This is a genomic window from Cellulosimicrobium sp. 22598, assembly GCF_052044445.1.
Lineage (GTDB): Bacteria > Actinomycetota > Actinomycetes > Actinomycetales > Cellulomonadaceae > Cellulosimicrobium > Cellulosimicrobium cellulans_G.
Genome location: NZ_JBQEMZ010000001.1, coordinates 364370 through 379089, shown reverse-complemented (window position 1 = coordinate 379089; position 14720 = coordinate 364370). Strand labels below are relative to the sequence as shown.

The 14720-nt window shown below is 75.0% G+C and carries 16 protein-coding genes; 13 read left to right on the top strand and 3 right to left on the bottom strand.

Annotation, left to right across the window (positions count from 1 at the left end; genetic code table 11):
* The first annotated feature begins 140 nt into the window (after positions 1–140).
* The 7 genes from rpsD (at position 141) to ACTJIY_RS01700 (ending at position 7087) form a co-directional block, all read left to right on the top strand.
* Complete coding sequence (rpsD, locus tag ACTJIY_RS01730; protein ID WP_047234514.1) at positions 141–767, top strand: 30S ribosomal protein S4; 627 nt, start codon at positions 141–143, stop codon at positions 765–767.
* Between the two features lie 249 nt (positions 768–1016).
* On the top strand, positions 1017–1412 hold the full coding sequence (locus tag ACTJIY_RS01725; RefSeq protein ID WP_253049331.1) for a DUF948 domain-containing protein: 396 nt from the start codon (positions 1017–1019) through the stop codon (positions 1410–1412).
* Positions 1412–1771: a hypothetical protein gene (locus tag ACTJIY_RS01720; protein WP_389270531.1), complete on the top strand. Its 360-nt coding sequence runs from the start codon at positions 1412–1414 to the stop codon at positions 1769–1771. The genes ACTJIY_RS01725 and ACTJIY_RS01720 overlap by 1 nt, the downstream gene beginning before the upstream one ends.
* 72 nt (positions 1772–1843) lie before the next feature.
* Positions 1844–4531 (top strand): alanine--tRNA ligase, encoded by a 2688-nt coding sequence (gene alaS / locus ACTJIY_RS01715; RefSeq protein WP_440673016.1) that lies wholly within the window; start codon positions 1844–1846, stop codon positions 4529–4531.
* Positions 4528–5064 carry a Holliday junction resolvase RuvX gene (gene ruvX, locus ACTJIY_RS01710; protein WP_440673017.1) on the top strand — a complete coding sequence of 179 codons (537 nt, stop codon included), beginning with the start codon at positions 4528–4530 and terminating at the stop codon, positions 5062–5064. Before alaS ends, ruvX begins: the two co-directional genes overlap by 4 nt.
* The gene (gene mltG / locus ACTJIY_RS01705; protein WP_440673018.1) at positions 5061–6215 is read left to right on the top strand and encodes an endolytic transglycosylase MltG; all 1155 of its coding nucleotides are present in this window, start codon (positions 5061–5063) and stop codon (positions 6213–6215) included. The genes ruvX and mltG overlap by 4 nt, the downstream gene beginning before the upstream one ends.
* Positions 6212–7087 carry a shikimate dehydrogenase gene (locus ACTJIY_RS01700; RefSeq protein WP_440673019.1) on the top strand — a complete coding sequence of 292 codons (876 nt, stop codon included), beginning with the start codon at positions 6212–6214 and terminating at the stop codon, positions 7085–7087. The genes mltG and ACTJIY_RS01700 overlap by 4 nt, the downstream gene beginning before the upstream one ends.
* Before the next feature lie 49 nt (positions 7088–7136).
* Here ACTJIY_RS01700 and ACTJIY_RS01695 read toward each other — a convergent pair whose 3' ends face one another.
* Positions 7137–7832: a prepilin peptidase gene (locus tag ACTJIY_RS01695; RefSeq protein ID WP_440673020.1), complete on the bottom strand. Its 696-nt coding sequence runs from the start codon at positions 7830–7832 to the stop codon at positions 7137–7139.
* Positions 7833–8009: 177 nt separating this feature from the next.
* On the opposite strand from ACTJIY_RS01695, the gene aroC reads away from it, so the two are divergent.
* The 3 genes from aroC to aroB all read left to right on the top strand — a co-directional run bounded on the left by aroC (position 8010) and on the right by aroB (position 11052).
* Entirely contained in the window at positions 8010–9227 is a 1218-nt protein-coding gene (aroC, locus tag ACTJIY_RS01690) for a chorismate synthase (protein ID WP_253049342.1), read from the top strand.
* Entirely contained in the window at positions 9227–9832 is a 606-nt protein-coding gene (locus ACTJIY_RS01685) for a shikimate kinase (protein WP_253049344.1), read from the top strand. Before aroC ends, ACTJIY_RS01685 begins: the two co-directional genes overlap by 1 nt.
* A 101-nt stretch (positions 9833–9933) precedes the next feature.
* Complete coding sequence (aroB, locus tag ACTJIY_RS01680) at positions 9934–11052, top strand: 3-dehydroquinate synthase (RefSeq protein WP_253050698.1); 1119 nt, start codon at positions 9934–9936, stop codon at positions 11050–11052.
* Between the two features lie 39 nt (positions 11053–11091).
* Here aroB and ACTJIY_RS01675 read toward each other — a convergent pair whose 3' ends face one another.
* Both ACTJIY_RS01675 and ACTJIY_RS01670 read right to left on the bottom strand, forming a co-directional pair.
* Complete coding sequence (locus ACTJIY_RS01675) at positions 11092–11874, bottom strand: glycerophosphodiester phosphodiesterase family protein (RefSeq protein WP_253049346.1); 783 nt, start codon at positions 11872–11874, stop codon at positions 11092–11094.
* Positions 11871–12893, bottom strand: a complete 1023-nt coding sequence (locus ACTJIY_RS01670; protein WP_440673021.1) for an alpha/beta hydrolase — start codon at positions 12891–12893, stop codon at positions 11871–11873. Before ACTJIY_RS01670 ends, ACTJIY_RS01675 begins: the two co-directional genes overlap by 4 nt.
* A 122-nt stretch (positions 12894–13015) precedes the next feature.
* On the opposite strand from ACTJIY_RS01670, the gene ACTJIY_RS01665 reads away from it, so the two are divergent.
* The 3 genes from ACTJIY_RS01665 (at position 13016) to ACTJIY_RS01655 (ending at position 14694) form a co-directional block, all read left to right on the top strand.
* Entirely contained in the window at positions 13016–13462 is a 447-nt protein-coding gene (locus tag ACTJIY_RS01665; protein WP_439157395.1) for a type II 3-dehydroquinate dehydratase, read from the top strand.
* A gap of 93 nt (positions 13463–13555) precedes the next feature.
* On the top strand, positions 13556–14206 hold the full coding sequence (locus ACTJIY_RS01660; protein ID WP_440673022.1) for a hypothetical protein: 651 nt from the start codon (positions 13556–13558) through the stop codon (positions 14204–14206).
* Complete coding sequence (locus ACTJIY_RS01655; protein WP_439157393.1) at positions 14203–14694, top strand: hypothetical protein; 492 nt, start codon at positions 14203–14205, stop codon at positions 14692–14694. Before ACTJIY_RS01660 ends, ACTJIY_RS01655 begins: the two co-directional genes overlap by 4 nt.
* Positions 14695–14720 lie beyond the last annotated feature (26 nt).

Sequence of the window (14720 nt, the reverse complement as noted above, 5' to 3'; positions counted from 1 at the left end):
GCGACCACCTGGGACCTCGGCCCCGACCCGCACTCTCCCTCGGAGAAGCGCGCGGTCCATCGGCTGGTCCCGCACCCGGACCCGGACTCCCGGGACCAGGTGTGACGTCAGTACCCACACGACAGGAATGAGATACCGCTGTGACGTCTGTCAAGCGTTCGCGCCGCCAGGTCCGCCTGAGCCGCGCCCTGGGCATCGCCCTCACCCCGAAGGCCGTCAAGCACTTCGAGAAGCGCCCGTACCCCCCGGGTGAGCACGGCCGCGCCCGCCGCCGCACCGAGTCGGACTACGCGGTCCGTCTCCGCGAGAAGCAGCGTCTGCGCGCCCAGTACATGCTCCGCGAGAAGCAGCTCGCGCGTGCGTACGAGGAGGCCCGCAAGGACAAGGGTCTGACCGGTGAGGCGCTCGTCGAGAACCTCGAGACCCGTCTCGACGCGCTCGTGCTGCGCGCCGGCTTCGCCCGCACCATCCTGCAGGCGCGCCAGGCGGTCACGCACCGCCACATCCTCGTCGACGGCAAGATCGTGGACCGCCCGTCGTTCCGCGTGAAGCCCGGCCAGACCCTCCAGGTCAAGCCGAAGAGCCAGGCGACCACGCCGTTCCAGGTCGCGGCCGCGGGCGCGCACCGCGACGTCCTCCCGGCCGTCCCGGGCTACCTGGACGTCCAGCTCGAGAAGCTGAGCGCGATCCTCACGCGTCGCCCCAAGCGCGCCGAGGTCCCCGTGCAGTGCGAGGTCCAGCTCGTCGTCGAGTACTACGCTCGCTGACCCTCGCTCCGGACGCCTCGCTCACCGCTTCGTCGGCGAGCGAGGCGTTCGTGCGTCCGGACCGGTGCGCGCGCCGCACCGCGGCGACGGCGTCGTCGTGTCGTGCCCGACGGCGGTCCCCGCCCTGGTGCGGGTAGTGTTTCGCGGAGTCGTGGGCACGTCCGCGAGGACCCCGCGACGAGGAGGACCGTCCCGCGCACGACGCGCGACGTCCGTGCACGACGCACCCTGACTGGCACTGGAGGAAGAATGTCCCTGGGAGACGTGGCCGGCCTCATCGCAGCCATCGCGTTCGTGCTGCTCGTCGGCCTGCTCGCCGTGCCGCTCCTCAAGCTCGGCCGCGTGCTCGACGAGGCGCGCGCGAGCATCAAGGAGGTGACGGACCACTCGGTCCCGATCCTCGACGAGGCCGCGACCACGGTCGCCACGACCAACAGCCAGCTCGTCAAGGTCGACACGATCACGACGTCGGCCGCCCAGGTGAGCGAGAACGTGTCCGCGCTCACGGGGCTGTACGCCGCGACGTTCGGCGCCCCGCTGGTGAAGGTCGCCGCGTTCACCTACGGCGTGCGCCAGGCGGCCGCCCGCTCGTTCGGCCGACGCCGTTCGTCGGACGGCACCGGACGTGCCGAGGGATCGCGCTGATGCGCCGCGTCTTCTGGATCGGCGTCGGGGTCGCGATCACGGTCGTGGTCGTCGTCCGCGGGAAGAAGATCCTCGCGCGGTACGCACCCGCGTCGCTCGTGGACCAGGCGACGGAGCAGGTCAACGGTCTGGGCGAGAAGGTCGTCGAGATCGCCCGCGACTTCCGCACCGAGTTCACGCTCGCGCGCGACGCGCGCGAGCAGGAGCTCATGGCGGCGCTCCTCGCGGAGGGCCAGGAGGACCCGGACGTCGTCCGAGCGCGGCGCGCGTCCGGCCGCCACACGCGCCCGGCCGCGGGAGACCCCAGCCCGTTCGACGACACGGACGACGTCGAGGACCTCCTCGGTTACTCCTTCTAGGACCCGCGCGGCCCGGCCGCCGCGACCCACAGCAAGCACCCCGCACGACCCACCGACTGCCCGAAGGACATCATGCGCACCGCCGAGATCCGCAAGCGCTGGCTCGACTACTTCGCCGACCGCGACCACACCGTCGTGCCCTCGGCGTCGCTCGTCTCCCCGGACCCGTCCACGCTGTTCACGATCGCGGGCATGGTCCCGTTCATCCCGTACATGACGGGCGAGCAGACCCCGCCCTGGGACCGCGCGACGAGCGTCCAGAAGTGCGTGCGCACGCTCGACATCGACGAGGTCGGCAAGACGACCCGTCACGGCACGTTCTTCCAGATGAACGGCAACTTCTCCTTCGGTGACTACTTCAAGGAAGGCGCGATCACCTACGCGTGGGACCTCGTCACGGGTTCGCGCGAGGAGGGCAAGTACGGGTTCGACCCGGAGAGCGTCTGGGTGACCGTCTACCACGACGACGACGAGGCGCGGCAGCTCTGGAAGCGCATCGCCGGCCTGCCGGACGAGCGCATCCAGGCCCGCGGGAAGAAGGACAACTACTGGTCCACGGGCCAGCCCGGTCCCGCCGGCCCGTGCTCGGAGATCTACATCGACCGCGGCCCGGAGTTCGGTCAGGAGGGTGGCCCCGTCGTCGACGAGGACCGCTACCTCGAGATCTGGAACCTCGTGTTCATGCAGTACGCGATCGACGACGTGAAGTCCAAGGAGGAGTTCCGGATCGTCTCGGAGCTCGCGCGCAAGAACATCGACACGGGCATGGGCCTGGAGCGCGTCGCCTACCTGCTCCAGGGCAAGGACAACCTCTACGAGATCGACGAGGTGTTCCCCGTCATCGCGGCCGCCGAGGCGCTCTCGGGCCGGCGCTACGGCGCGAACCAGGAGGACGACGTGCGCATGCGCGTCGTGGCCGACCACGTCCGCTCGGCGCTCATGATCATGAGCGACGGCGTGCGTCCCTCCAACGAGGGTCGTGGCTACGTCCTGCGCCGCCTGCTCCGCCGCTCCGTGCGCGCGATGCGCCTGCTCGGCGTCGAAGACCGCGCGATGCCCGCGCTGCTCCCCGTGAGCCGCGACGCGATGGCGCCGTCGTACCCGGAGGTCGCGACCGACTTCGAGCGCATCTCGAACGTCGCCTACACGGAGGAGGACGCGTTCCGCCGCACCCTCACCTCGGGGACGACGATCCTCGACACGGCCGTGTCGAAGGCGAAGTCCGCGGCGGGGACCGGCGGGGTGCCGGTGCTCGGGGGCGACCAGGCGTTCGCGCTGCACGACACCTACGGCTTCCCGATCGACCTCACGCTCGAGATGGCCGCCGAGCAGGGCGTCCAGGTCGACGAGAAGGCGTTCCGCGCGCTCATGACCGAGCAGCGCCAGCGCGCCCGCGCCGACGCGCTCGCCAAGCGCTCGGGCGGCGTGGACACGGCGGCCTACGAGTCGCTCGCGTCGGAGCTGTCCGCTCCGGTGGAGTTCCTCGGCTACACCGAGTCCTCGGCCGCCGTGCGCGTGGCCGGGCTGCTCGTCGACGGCGTGCCCGCGCCCGCCGCGACCGCGCCCGCCGACGTCGAGGTCGTGCTCGACCGCACGCCGTTCTACGCGGAGGCCGGCGGCCAGCTCGCCGACCACGGCACGATCGTGCTCGACGGCGGCGCGACCATCGAGGTCGACGACGTCCAGCGCCCGATCAAGGGCCTGTCGGTGCACCGCGGCCGCCTCGTCGAGGGGACCGCGGCGCTCGGCGACCCGGGCACCGCGACGATCGACCGTGACCGTCGCAAGGCGATCAGCCGCGCCCACTCGGCGACGCACATGATCCACAAGGCCCTCCAGGAGTCGCTCGGCAAGGACGCGACCCAGGCCGGGTCGGAGAACGCGCCGAGCCGCATCCGGTTCGACTTCCGGCGCTCGTCCGCCGTTCCGGCGGGCGCGCTGTCGGAGATCGAGGAGCGGGTCAACACCCAGCTCCAGGAGAACCTCGAGGTCACGGACCAGCTCATGCCGATCACCGAGGCGCGCGCGCTGGGCGCGATGGCGCTGTTCGGCGAGAAGTACGGCGACGTCGTGCGCGTCGTGTCGATCGGCGGCGACTGGTCGCGCGAGCTGTGCGCGGGCACGCACGTGCGGCAGACGGGCCAGCTCGGCCTCGTCACGCTGCTCGGCGAGTCGTCGATCGGCTCGGGCGTGCGTCGCGTCGACGCCCTCGTCGGCGACGGCGCGTACGGCTTCCAGGCCAAGGAGCACGCGCTCGTCGGCCAGCTCACCGGTCTGCTCAACGTGCGGACCGAGGAGCTCCCGGACCGCGTGGGCGCGCTCGTGTCCCGCCTGCGCGACGCGGAGAAGGAGCTGGCGCAGCTCCGGCAGTCCCAGCTCCTCGCGGTGGCGGGCACGCTCGCCGCGGGTGCGGAGCTCTCGGGCGGCACGCGCGTCGTCGTGCACGACGCCGGCGAGGTCGCCTCCGCGGACGACCTCCGTGCGCTCGCGCTCGACGTGCGCGGCCGCCTCGGCGAGTCCGAGCCGGCGGTCGTGGCGGTCGGGGGGGTCGCGAAGGACCGCCCGCAGGTGGTCGTCGTGACCAACGCGTCGGCCCGTGCCGCGGGCCTTCGCGCCGGCGTGCTGGCCAAGGCGGCCGCCCAGACCCTGGGTGGCGGTGGCGGCGGCAAGGACGACATGGCCCAGGGCGGCGGCACGGACGTGTCGGCGCTGCCGGCCGCCCTCCAGGGCGTGCGCGACGGCGCCGCGGCGGCCGCGTGACGGCCGTCCCTCCACCGCCCGGTGACGACGGGCGCGTCCCCCTCCCGCGGGGGGCGCGCCTCGGCGTCGACGTGGGCAGCGTGCGCGTCGGCCTCGCGGCGAGCGACCCCGACGGGCTCGTCGCGACCCCCGTCGAGACGCTCGCGCGCGACACGAAGGCCGGGGCTGCGGTCCCGGCGGACGTCGCGCGGATCGCGGCCGAGGTCGACGAGCGCGGCGCCCGGGTGGTCTACGTCGGCCTCCCACGGCACCTCTCCGGTGGCGAGGGTGCCGCCGCCCAGGGGGCGCGGGCGTACGCTGGACTCGTGGCACGCGCCGTCGCGCCGGTGCCGGTCCACCTCGTCGACGAGCGGATGACGACGGTCAGCGCGCACCAGGCGCTGCACGCGTCGGGGCGCGCCGGTCGCAAGCACCGGAGCGTCGTCGACCAGGCGGCCGCCGTTATCATTCTGCAATCCGCTCTCGACGCCGAGCGGGGCGCGGGGGCGCGCGCCGGAGAACCTGTAGACCCGACAGGAGACCACCGACCGTGACCGACCTGTTCGAACGGCCCGCCGTCCAGGGCGAGCAGCAGCCCGCGCGCTCGTCGCGCTCGGAGCAGCGCGCCCGCCGGGCGGCGAAGAAGCGACGCCAGCGCCGGCGTCGCCGCGCCCTCGTGGTGCTGCTCGTCTCCCTCCTCGTGGTGGGCGGCGCGGGGTACCTGCTGCTCGACAACGCCTCCGAACTCTTCGGGTTCGACAACCCTCTCGAGGCGAAGGACTTCGAGGGCCCGGGCACCGACCCCGTCGACGTGGTCATCGAGCCCGGCTCGACCGGCCGCGACATGGGCGCGGTGCTCACCGAGGCCGGCGTCGTCGCCAGCTCGGCGGCCTTCGCGAAGGCGTTCGAGGAGAACCCGAACGCAGGGAAGATCCAGCCGGGCACCCACACCCTGCTCCTCGGCATGTCGGCCAAGGACGCCGTCGCGCGCCTCGTGGCGAACGACTCGCGCGTCGAGACCAAGATCACGATCCCCGAGGGCTACACGGTCAAGCAGATCCTCGAGCGCTCGTCGTCGGTCACCGGTATCCCGGTCGCGGACTTCGAGGCGGCGATGGCCGACATCGCCGCCACCGGCCTGCCGGCCGAGGCCAACGGCAACTACGAGGGCTGGCTCTACCCCACGACGTACGTCCTCGAGCCGGGAGACGTCAACGCGACAGGCATCATCCAGGGCATGGTCAGCCAGACCACGAGCGAGCTCGCCGATCTCGGGGTCCCGCCGGAGCGCTTCCAGGAGGTGCTCACGATGGCGTCGATCGTCGAGTGGGAGGGGAAGAACGCGGAGCAGCGCGGGATGGTCGCGCGCGTGATCTACAACCGCATCGAGGACGGCATGCCGCTCGGCATGGACGCGATCGACGTCTACGGGCTCGGCAAGCCGGCCGACCAGATCACGACCGAGGAGTTCCAGAACCCCGACCTGCCCTACGCGTCGCGCGTCCACCAGGGCCTGCCCCCGACGCCGATCGGCAGCCCGAGCCGCGAGAGCGTGGAGGCGGTCATGAACGCCCCCGAGGGCCCCTGGCTCTGGTACGTGACCGTCAACCTGGACACGGGCGAGACGAAGTTCACCGACACGTACGCCGAGTTCGAGCAGTTCAAGCAGGAGTACCGGCAGTGGCTCGCGGAGAACGGCGGGTGAGCGCCGCGCGCGCTCCGCGACGGGCGGCCGTCCTCGGCCACCCCGTCGCCCACTCGCTGTCCCCGGTGCTGCACCGGGCCGCGTACGAGGCGCTCGGCCTCGACGGCTGGTCGTACGAGGCGATCGACACGACCGAGGAGCAGCTCCCGACGCTGGTCAACGGGCTCGACGCGTCGTGGGCGGGCCTGAGCCTGACCATGCCGCTCAAGCACGCCGTGATCCCGCTGCTCGACCACATCGACCCGCTCGCGAACGTCGTCGGCGCGGTGAACACGCTCGTCGTGCAGCCCACGGGCGGGCGGCGCCCGACGTTCGTCGGGACGAACACCGACGTGCACGGTCTCGTCGCCGCGCTCCGTGAGGGACTGGGGGAGCGGGGCGCCCGGACTGCCGTCGTGCTCGGCGCAGGCGCGACCGCCGCGTCGACGCTCGCGGCCCTCGCCGAGCTCGGGTGCACCGCGCCGACGGTCCTGGTGCGCTCGCTCGGGCGCACGGGCACCCTCCAGCGCGCCGCGCACCGCATGGGCGTCGAGCCGCGGTTCGAGATCCTCGACTCGTCGCCCGCGCTCGTCGCCCGCCTCAGGCAGGCCGAGGTCGTCGTCGCGACCCTTCCGTCTCGCGCGGCCGACCCGGTGGCCGACGCGCTGGCGCAGGCGGCCCCGCGCGTGACGGGAGTGCTGCTCGACGTCGTCTACGACCCCCGTCCCACGGCGCTCTCGGCCGCCTGGGCTGCGGCGGGAGGCATCGTCGTGGGCGGCGAGCGCATGCTCCTGCATCAGGCGGCCGAGCAGGTGCGCCTCATGACGGGAAAGGTGGCCCCGCTCGCCGCGATGGACCAGGCGCTCGAGGCCGCGCTCGGCGTCGCGGCCTGACGGCCGGTCGGAGACCGTCGGACAGGGTCGCGCGCGCCGGACGCCGCTGTCAGGCGATCGCGTACGCCCGGAGCGCTGCGTCGCCGAGCACGGCGGCGACCCCCGCCCCGACGACCATGAACGGGCCGAAGGGGACCGCGGTGTCACGGCGCGCGCGCCGCGTGACGACGAGCGCGAGCGCCCACACGCCGCCGAGCAGGAACGGCAGGACGAGACCGGCGACGAGCTCACCCCACCCGAGCCAGGCGAGCGGCGTGCCGAGCATCCCCGCGAGCTTCACGTCGCCGAAGCCGAGGCCCGGCGGGTAGGCGATCCGGAGCGCGGCGTAGGCCCCGAAGCCCAGGAGACCGCCGGCGACGGCACGGCCGAGGGCGGCGCCGTCACCGGTGGCGACCGCGCCGGCGCCGATCAGGAGCGCGGACGCGAGCCAGGACGGCAGGACGATCATGTCGGGCAGCCGGTGCGTGCGCGCGTCGACCACGGCGACGACCGCTCCGGCCGCGGCCACGAGCACGAGGGCCGGCGTGGCCCACGACGGACCCGACCACCACGCCGCGCCGGCCGCGGCGAGCCCCGCGAGGACGGCCCCGAGCCGCCCGGCGATCCGGAGCTCGCGGACGAGGTCGTCGCCCCGGCGTCGCGCCCAGGGCGGCTCGTCGTCGGCCGTCACACGCTCGACCGCCTCCGGTGCGGCGACACGCGCCGGCGTGCCGTCCGTCGTCGTCCCGTCCCCCTGCTGGACCATGCGCGGCACCGTAGCGTGCCCGCCACCGCGCGCGCCGCCGTCGTCCACAGCGCGCCGGACGGTGTCTCCGCCTCCCCGATCCCCGGGTGTCGGCCGTCCGGGACCTCGTCGGCGACCGCCGGTCCGCACTGCGGGCGCCCGCCGGGACGTGCGTGCCGACGTGGGAGGATGGCGATCATGCTGCGTTGGTTGACATCGGGTGAGTCGCACGGTGAGGCGCTGGTCGGGATCCTCGACGGGCTGCCCGCGGGCGTCGAGCTCACGACGGACGACGTGAAGGCCGCGCTCGCGCGCCGTCGCCTCGGGTACGGGCGCGGGTCGCGCCAGAAGTTCGAGCAGGACGTGCTGCGTGTCCTGGGCGGGCTGCGCCACGGCGTGACCCAGGGTGGCCCGCTCGCGCTCGAGATCGCGAACTCCGAGTGGCCCAAGTGGGTCGACGTCATGTCCGCGGACCCGGTGCCGCCCGAGGCGCTGCTGGTCGACGCCGGCACGGGCGACGCGCGCGAGATCGCGCGCAACCGGCCCCTCACGCGCCCACGCCCCGGCCACGCCGACCTCGTGGGCATGCGCAAGTACGGCTTCGACGACGCCCGCCCCGTGCTGGAGCGCGCATCGGCGCGCGAGACGGCGACGCGCGTCGCTCTCGGCGCGGCGGCCGCGAAGTTCCTCGAGCAGGCGCTGGGCGTCCGCCTCGTGTCGCACGTCGTCGGCATCGGTCCCGTCGAGGTCCCCGAGGACGCCGCGGTGCCGGGGCCCGACGACGTCGCCGCGCTCGACGCCGACCCGGTGCGCTGCTTCGACGCCGCCACGTCCGCGGCGATGGTCGCCGAGATCGACGCGTGCCAGAAGGCCGGTGACACGCTCGGCGGCGTCGTCGAGGTCCTGGCCTACGGCGTCCCGTCCGGGCTCGGCACCTACGCGCAGAGCGACCGGCGCCTCGACGCGCGGCTCGCCGCGGTGCTCATGGGCATCCAGGCCATCAAGGGCGTCGAGGTCGGCGACGGCTTCCGCACCGCGCGCCGCCGCGGGTCCGCCGCGCACGACGAGATCGAGCGCGGCGCCGACGGCCTGATCCACCGCCTGAGCAACCGCGCGGGCGGCGTCGAGGGCGGCATGTCGAACGGCGAGGTCGTGCGCGTGCGCGCCGCGATGAAGCCCATCTCGACGGTGCCGCGCGCGCTCGCGACGGTCGACGTGGTCACGGGCGAGGTCGCCAAGGCCCAGCACCAGCGCTCGGACGTGTGCGCGGTCCCGCCGGCGGCGGTCGTCGCCGAGGCGATGGTCGCGCTCGTGCTCGCGGAGCAGGCGCTCGAGAAGTTCGGCGGCGACTCCGTCGCGGAGGTCCGCCGCAACGCCGAGGCCTATCTCGCCGCGATCCCGGAGCTGCAGCGCTGATGACGCCCGTCCCTCCGGGCACGCGCCCGGTCGTCGTCCTCGTCGGCCCGCCCGGCAGCGGCAAGTCGACGGTGTCGCGCCACCTCGCGGACCTGCTGGGCCTCGCGCAGCGCGACACGGACACCGACGTCGAGACCACGGCGGGCAAGCCCGTCGCCGACATCTTCGTCGACCACGGCGAGCCGCACTTCCGCGAGCTCGAGCGCGAGGCCGTGACGACGGCGCTCGCGACCCACGACGGCGTGCTCGCCCTGGGCGGCGGCGCCGTCCTCGACGAGCACACCCAGGCCGCCCTCGCGGCGTACGTCGCGGCGGGCGGCGCCGTCGTGTTCCTCGACGTGAGCCTCGCGCACGCGGCCCCGCGCGTCGGGCTCAACCAGTCCCGCCCGCTGCTCCTGGGCAACCCCCGCGCGCGGTGGGCCGCGCTCATGGAGGCGCGGCGTCCCGTCTACGAGCGGGTCGCGACGCTGCACGTCGTCACCGACGCGCGCACGCCCGCGCAGGTCGCCCAGGAGATCCGTGCGCACCTCGCGGGCGGCGCCGACGCGGACCGCGCCGCGGCGCCCACCCCCGCCGACACCCCGGCCGAACAGGAGAACGCGTGAGCGACACGACCCCCGTCCCCGACGCCCAGGCTGGCACCCGGGCAGCCACCGAGCCCGTCGTCGGGCCGGCCGACGCGCAGCCCGCCTCCGTCCCGACGCGCGTGCGGGTCGCCGGGGACCAGCCGTACGACGTCGTCGTGGGACGGCACCTGCTCGGCGAGCTGCCCACCATGCTCGGCGACCGGGTGCGCCGCGTGCTCGTGGTCCACCCCGCGGCCCTCGCCGCGACGGCGGAGGTGATCCACGAGGACCTCAAGGCGTCGGGGTACGAGGCGTACGTCGCGGAGGTCCCGGACGCGGAGGAGGCCAAGACCGCGCAGGTCGCGGCGTTCCTGTGGGGCGTGCTGGGGCAGCTGGACTTCACGCGCACGGACGCGGTCGTGACGGTCGGCGGCGGCGCGACGACCGACCTCGGCGGGTTCGTGGCCGCGACCTGGCTGCGCGGCATCCGCGTGGTGCACGTGCCGACGACGCTGCTCGCGATGGTCGACGCGGCGGTCGGCGGCAAGACGGGCATCAACACCGCGGAGGGCAAGAACCTCGTCGGGTCGTTCCACCCGCCCGCGGGCGTGCTGTGCGACCTCGCCGCGCTCGAGTCCCTCGGGCGCTGGGACTTCGTCGCCGGCATGGCGGAGGTCGTCAAGACGGGCTTCATCGCCGACGAGCGCATCCTCGAGCTCGTCGAGGAGCACGCGGACGCGCTGAGCGCGTGGGGCACGCGCCCGACCACGGACGAGACGTGGGCCGTCGTCGCCGAGCTCGTCGAGCGCTCGATCGCGGTCAAGGCGCGCGTCGTGGGGGAGGACCTCAAGGAGGCCGGCCTGCGCGAGATCCTCAACTACGGGCACACGCTGGGCCACGCGGTCGAGCTCACGGAGCGCTACCAGTGGCGCCACGGCGCGGCCGTGTCCGTCGGCATGGTGTTCGCGGCGGAGCTGTCGCGCCTCGCCGGGAAGCTCGACGACGCGGTCGTCGAGCGGCACCGCGCGATCCTGGGCTCGCTCGGGCTGCCGCTCACGTACCGCGGCGACCGCTGGGAGCAGCTCCTGTCCGCCATGCGCCGCGACAAGAAGTCGCGCGGCGACCTCCTGCGTTTCGTCGTGCTCGACGACGTCGCGCGGCCCACGCGGCTCGAGGGCCCGGACCCGACGCTCCTCGCTGCGGCCTACGCCGAGATCGCGGCCGACGCGCCGGTGGGACGCGGCCCCGTCGCGCTCTGACGCGGCGCCCGGGGAGCGCCGCGGGGAGCCCGGAGCCGCTCACGCCCACAGGCCGCGTGCGCGGAGCACGTCGCGCAGCAGGTCCGCGCGGTCGGTGACGATCCCGTCGACCCCGAGGTCCAGCAGCCGGTGCATCGTCGCGCGGTCGTTCACGGTCCACGCGTGCACCGCGACGCCCGCCCGGTGCGCGGCCCGGACGAACCCCGAGTCGACGACGCGCACCCAGCCCCCGCGCACGGGGACCTGGAGGCAGTCGACCGAGCGCGCCGCGAGCCGGGCCAGGGCGTCGGTCCGCGCCCGCCCGGCGAGGAACATGCCCAGGACCGCGCCCCGCGCCCCCGACACGGTGACGGGGCGCGAGAGCCGTGCCACCGTCGCCTCCCGGCGCGACGCCGCGAACGACGCGACGCACACGCGGTCGTGCGCGCGCGTGCGCTCGATCGCCCGCGCGACCGGCTCGGCGGCCGCCGCCGACTTCACGTCGACGTTCACGCGCAGGTCCGGCCACGTGCCCAGCACGTCCTCGAGCGACGGCACGGGCTCGGTCCCGCCGATCCGGGCCGCGCGCACGGTCCGCCACGGGAGGTCGGCGACGAGCCCGCGCGCGTCCGTCGTGCGGTCCAGCGACGCGTCGTGGAGCGCGACCGCCACGCCGTCCGACGTCGCGTGGGCGTCCGTCTCGACGTACCGCAGCCCGAGGTCGCGGGCGGCGGCGAAGGCCGCCATGGAGTTCTCCAGGCCCGCGCGCGAGAAGCCGCGGTGCGCGAGCGCGACGAACGGCGCCTCCAGGTAGCCGCCGGTGCGGCCCGCGGCGACGCTCACGCCGCGACCCGCACGACGCGCTCGTCGAGCCAGCCGGCGAGGGCCCCCAGGTAGCTCGCGCGCGGCCCGTCGGCGGAGAGCGTGAGGTCGTGCACCGCGCCGGGGACGACGAGCTCCGTCACGTCGCGCCCGAGCCGCGGGGCGAGCCGGGCGATCTGGGCGACGTCGAGCACGGTGTCGCTCGCGTCGAGGTCCCGCTCGCGGTCCGGGCTCGTCGGGTCGTCCGTCCCGGACCGCTCGGCCCGGGCGACGAGCACCGGGCACGCGACCTCCAGGCCGCGCGCCACGCGCGCGTGCCCCTGGCGCACCGCCCGCAGCCAGCCGGCCCGCACCGGCACGCCCTCGGGGCGCTTGAGCGTGGTGTCGAAGGTCCACCGGCCGCCCCGGTCCGCGAGCAGGTGCCCGGTGTACGCGGAAGGCCCCGCGCTGACGACCGTCAGCGGGCTCCACGGCCCGACGGCGTCCAGCACCCGCGTCCCCACGGTCCGCTCGACCCACGACGCGCGCAGGTCGAGGAACGGGCTGTCGAGCACGAGCGCGTCGCACCCGCCCCCACCCCGGTGAGCGTGGGCCCACAGCGCCGCGACGAGGCCGCCCGTCGAGTGCGCGTGCACGACCACCGGGCCCGGCGTCCGCCGCGCGGCCGCGACCGCCACGCCGAGGTCCGCCGCGGTCTCGCGCAGGTCGTCCACGTAGTGCGGCACCTGCCCGGGGCGCAGCGACCGGCCCGCCCGCCGCAGGTCGACGCCCAGCGCGTCCCACCCCGCCTCGGCGAGCGCCCCGACGACGTGGTCCTGGAAGACGTAGTCGTTGTAGCCGTGGACGAGGACGACCGTCCCGACAGGTCGGGCTGGCCGGTGCGCGCGCCGCACGAGCGTCAGGACCGGCGGGACCGCCTCGCGCGCGCTGCCCGGGGTGGCGACGCCCGGCAGCCGCGGGGCCGGGAGCCCGAGCGACTCCCACCCCTCGACCAGCGCGTCGGGCTCCCAGCGGGCACGGGTGGCGGCGACGAGGCTCACCCCGCCAGCGTGCCCGACGGCGCCGGCCGCCGCGCGTCGAGAAGCCCGTCGCGTGCCGTGGGCCCGACCACGGCACGAGCACCCACGCGCCGCGCCCCGCGGCGCCGCTAGGCTCGGGCGCCATGGAACGCGTGCTGGTCCTCAACGGACCCAACCTCGGCCGGCTCGGAGTCCGCGAGCCAGAGATCTACGGCTCGGCGTCGATGGCCGACCTCCAGGAGTCCGCGGTCGCGTGGGGGAGCGCGCTCGACCTCACGGTCGACGTGCGGCAGACCGACGACGAGTCCGAGCTGGTGGGCTGGCTCCACGAGGCCGTCGACGCCCGCACCCACGTGGTGCTCAACCCGGCCGCGTTCACGCACTACTCCTACGCCGTGCGCGACGCCGCGGCGCAGGTCACGACCTCCGGCCTCCTGCTCGTCGAGGTGCACCTGAGCAACCCCGCGGCGCGCGAGTCGTTCCGCAGCCAGTCCGTCGTCGGCGCGGTCGCCACGGGGACGATCGCGGGGTTCGGGTTCGACTCGTACCGGCTCGCGCTCGAGGCGCTCGCGGCCCGGCTGCGGGGCTGACGCGGCGCCCTCCGTGCCGAGCGTCGGCCTTGATCCCTCTCTCTCAAGCCCTCATGCTTGATTAGACCTTCTCAAGGGCCTAGCCTGGATCTCATGTTCGTCCTCACCGTCGACCAGCGCGGGAGCACGGGGCACCCGGACCGGGTGCCCGAGGTGCTCGCGCGCCTGGGCGAGCTCCTCGACGGACGCCCCGGCGTCGTGGTCCCGTTCGACCGGACCGTGGGCGACGAGGTGCAGGGCGTGCTCGACGACGCCGGCACCGTGGTCGAGGTCGTGCTGGACCTGCTGCGCGACGGCGGCTGGAGCGTCGGCGTCGGCGCCGGGAGCGTCGACGAGCCCCTGCCCGCCGTCTCGCGCGAGGCGTCGGGAGAGGCGTTCGTGCGGGCGCGCGAGGCGGTCGAGCAGGCCAAGTCGCGCACGGCGACGGCGCCCGTCGCCGTCCGGGGCGAGCCGTCGGCGCGGGCGGCCGAGGTCGAGGCCCTCCTGCGCCTCCTCGCGGCGGTCGTGGACCGGCGGACCGCGCCGGGGTGGGAGGCGGTCGACACGCTCGCGCGCGTGGGTGGCACCCAGAAGGATGTGGCCCGCGTGCTCGGGGTCTCCGAGCAGGCCGTGAGCCAGCGGCTGCGCGTCGCGCTGTGGCCCGAGGAGGCGGCGGTGCGGCCCGTGGTGGCGAGGCTGCTGGGCGAGCTCGGGGCGAGCCGACGGGGTGAGCCGTCGGAGGATCTGCGGGAGGGCGGGAGATGACGGACCCGGTGTCGGTCGTGCTGGTCGTGCTGGTGTGGGTCGTGGCGCTCGCGGTGAGCGTCCTCGGCGGAGGGACCGTGACGCAGTGGGTGCTGCGCGCCGCGGCACGCTCCGGCGACCCGGCCCGGGCGGGCTCCCGGCGGGCGGGGCGCGCGAGGTCGCGGGCCGCCGCGGCGGACCCGGCCTCCGTCCCCGTCCCCCCGCCGCCGCCTCCCACGACGGGACCCATCGGGACCGAGGCCGTGAAGGCGCTGCGCGGTGGCACGTGGATCGGGATCCTCGAACGGTTCGCCATCACCGGCTGCCTCCTCGCCGGGGAGCCCGGCGGGATCGCCTTCGTCGTGGCGATCAAGGGCCTCGGGCGCTACCCGGAGCTGCGGGAGCACCCGGTCGCGTCCGAGCGGTTCGTCATCGGCACGCTCGCCTCGATGTGCTGGGCGGCGACCGTGGGCGTGGTCGCGAACGCGGTCCTCGTCGCGCTCCGGTAAGATCGTCAAGGCCCATTTCCGCATCC

Bases quoted from the DNA above. Each gene is read 5' to 3' on its own strand.
- aroC (WP_253049342.1), top strand. From the start codon at position 8,010: ATGCTGCGTTGGTTGACATCGGGTGAGTCGCACGGTGAGGCGCTGGTC.
- ACTJIY_RS01720 (WP_389270531.1), top strand. From the start codon at position 1,412: ATGCGCCGCGTCTTCTGGATCGGCGTCGGGGTCGCGATCACGGTCGTG.
- alaS (WP_440673016.1), top strand. From the start codon at position 1,844: ATGCGCACCGCCGAGATCCGCAAGCGCTGGCTCGACTACTTCGCCGAC.
- ACTJIY_RS01665 (WP_439157395.1), top strand. From the start codon at position 13,016: ATGGAACGCGTGCTGGTCCTCAACGGACCCAACCTCGGCCGGCTCGGA.
- ACTJIY_RS01655 (WP_439157393.1), top strand. From the start codon at position 14,203: ATGACGGACCCGGTGTCGGTCGTGCTGGTCGTGCTGGTGTGGGTCGTG.
- ACTJIY_RS01685 (WP_253049344.1), top strand. From the start codon at position 9,227: ATGACGCCCGTCCCTCCGGGCACGCGCCCGGTCGTCGTCCTCGTCGGC.
- ACTJIY_RS01695 (WP_440673020.1), bottom strand. From the start codon at position 7,832: ATGGTCCAGCAGGGGGACGGGACGACGACGGACGGCACGCCGGCGCGT.
- ACTJIY_RS01660 (WP_440673022.1), top strand. From the start codon at position 13,556: ATGTTCGTCCTCACCGTCGACCAGCGCGGGAGCACGGGGCACCCGGAC.
- ACTJIY_RS01725 (WP_253049331.1), top strand. From the start codon at position 1,017: ATGTCCCTGGGAGACGTGGCCGGCCTCATCGCAGCCATCGCGTTCGTG.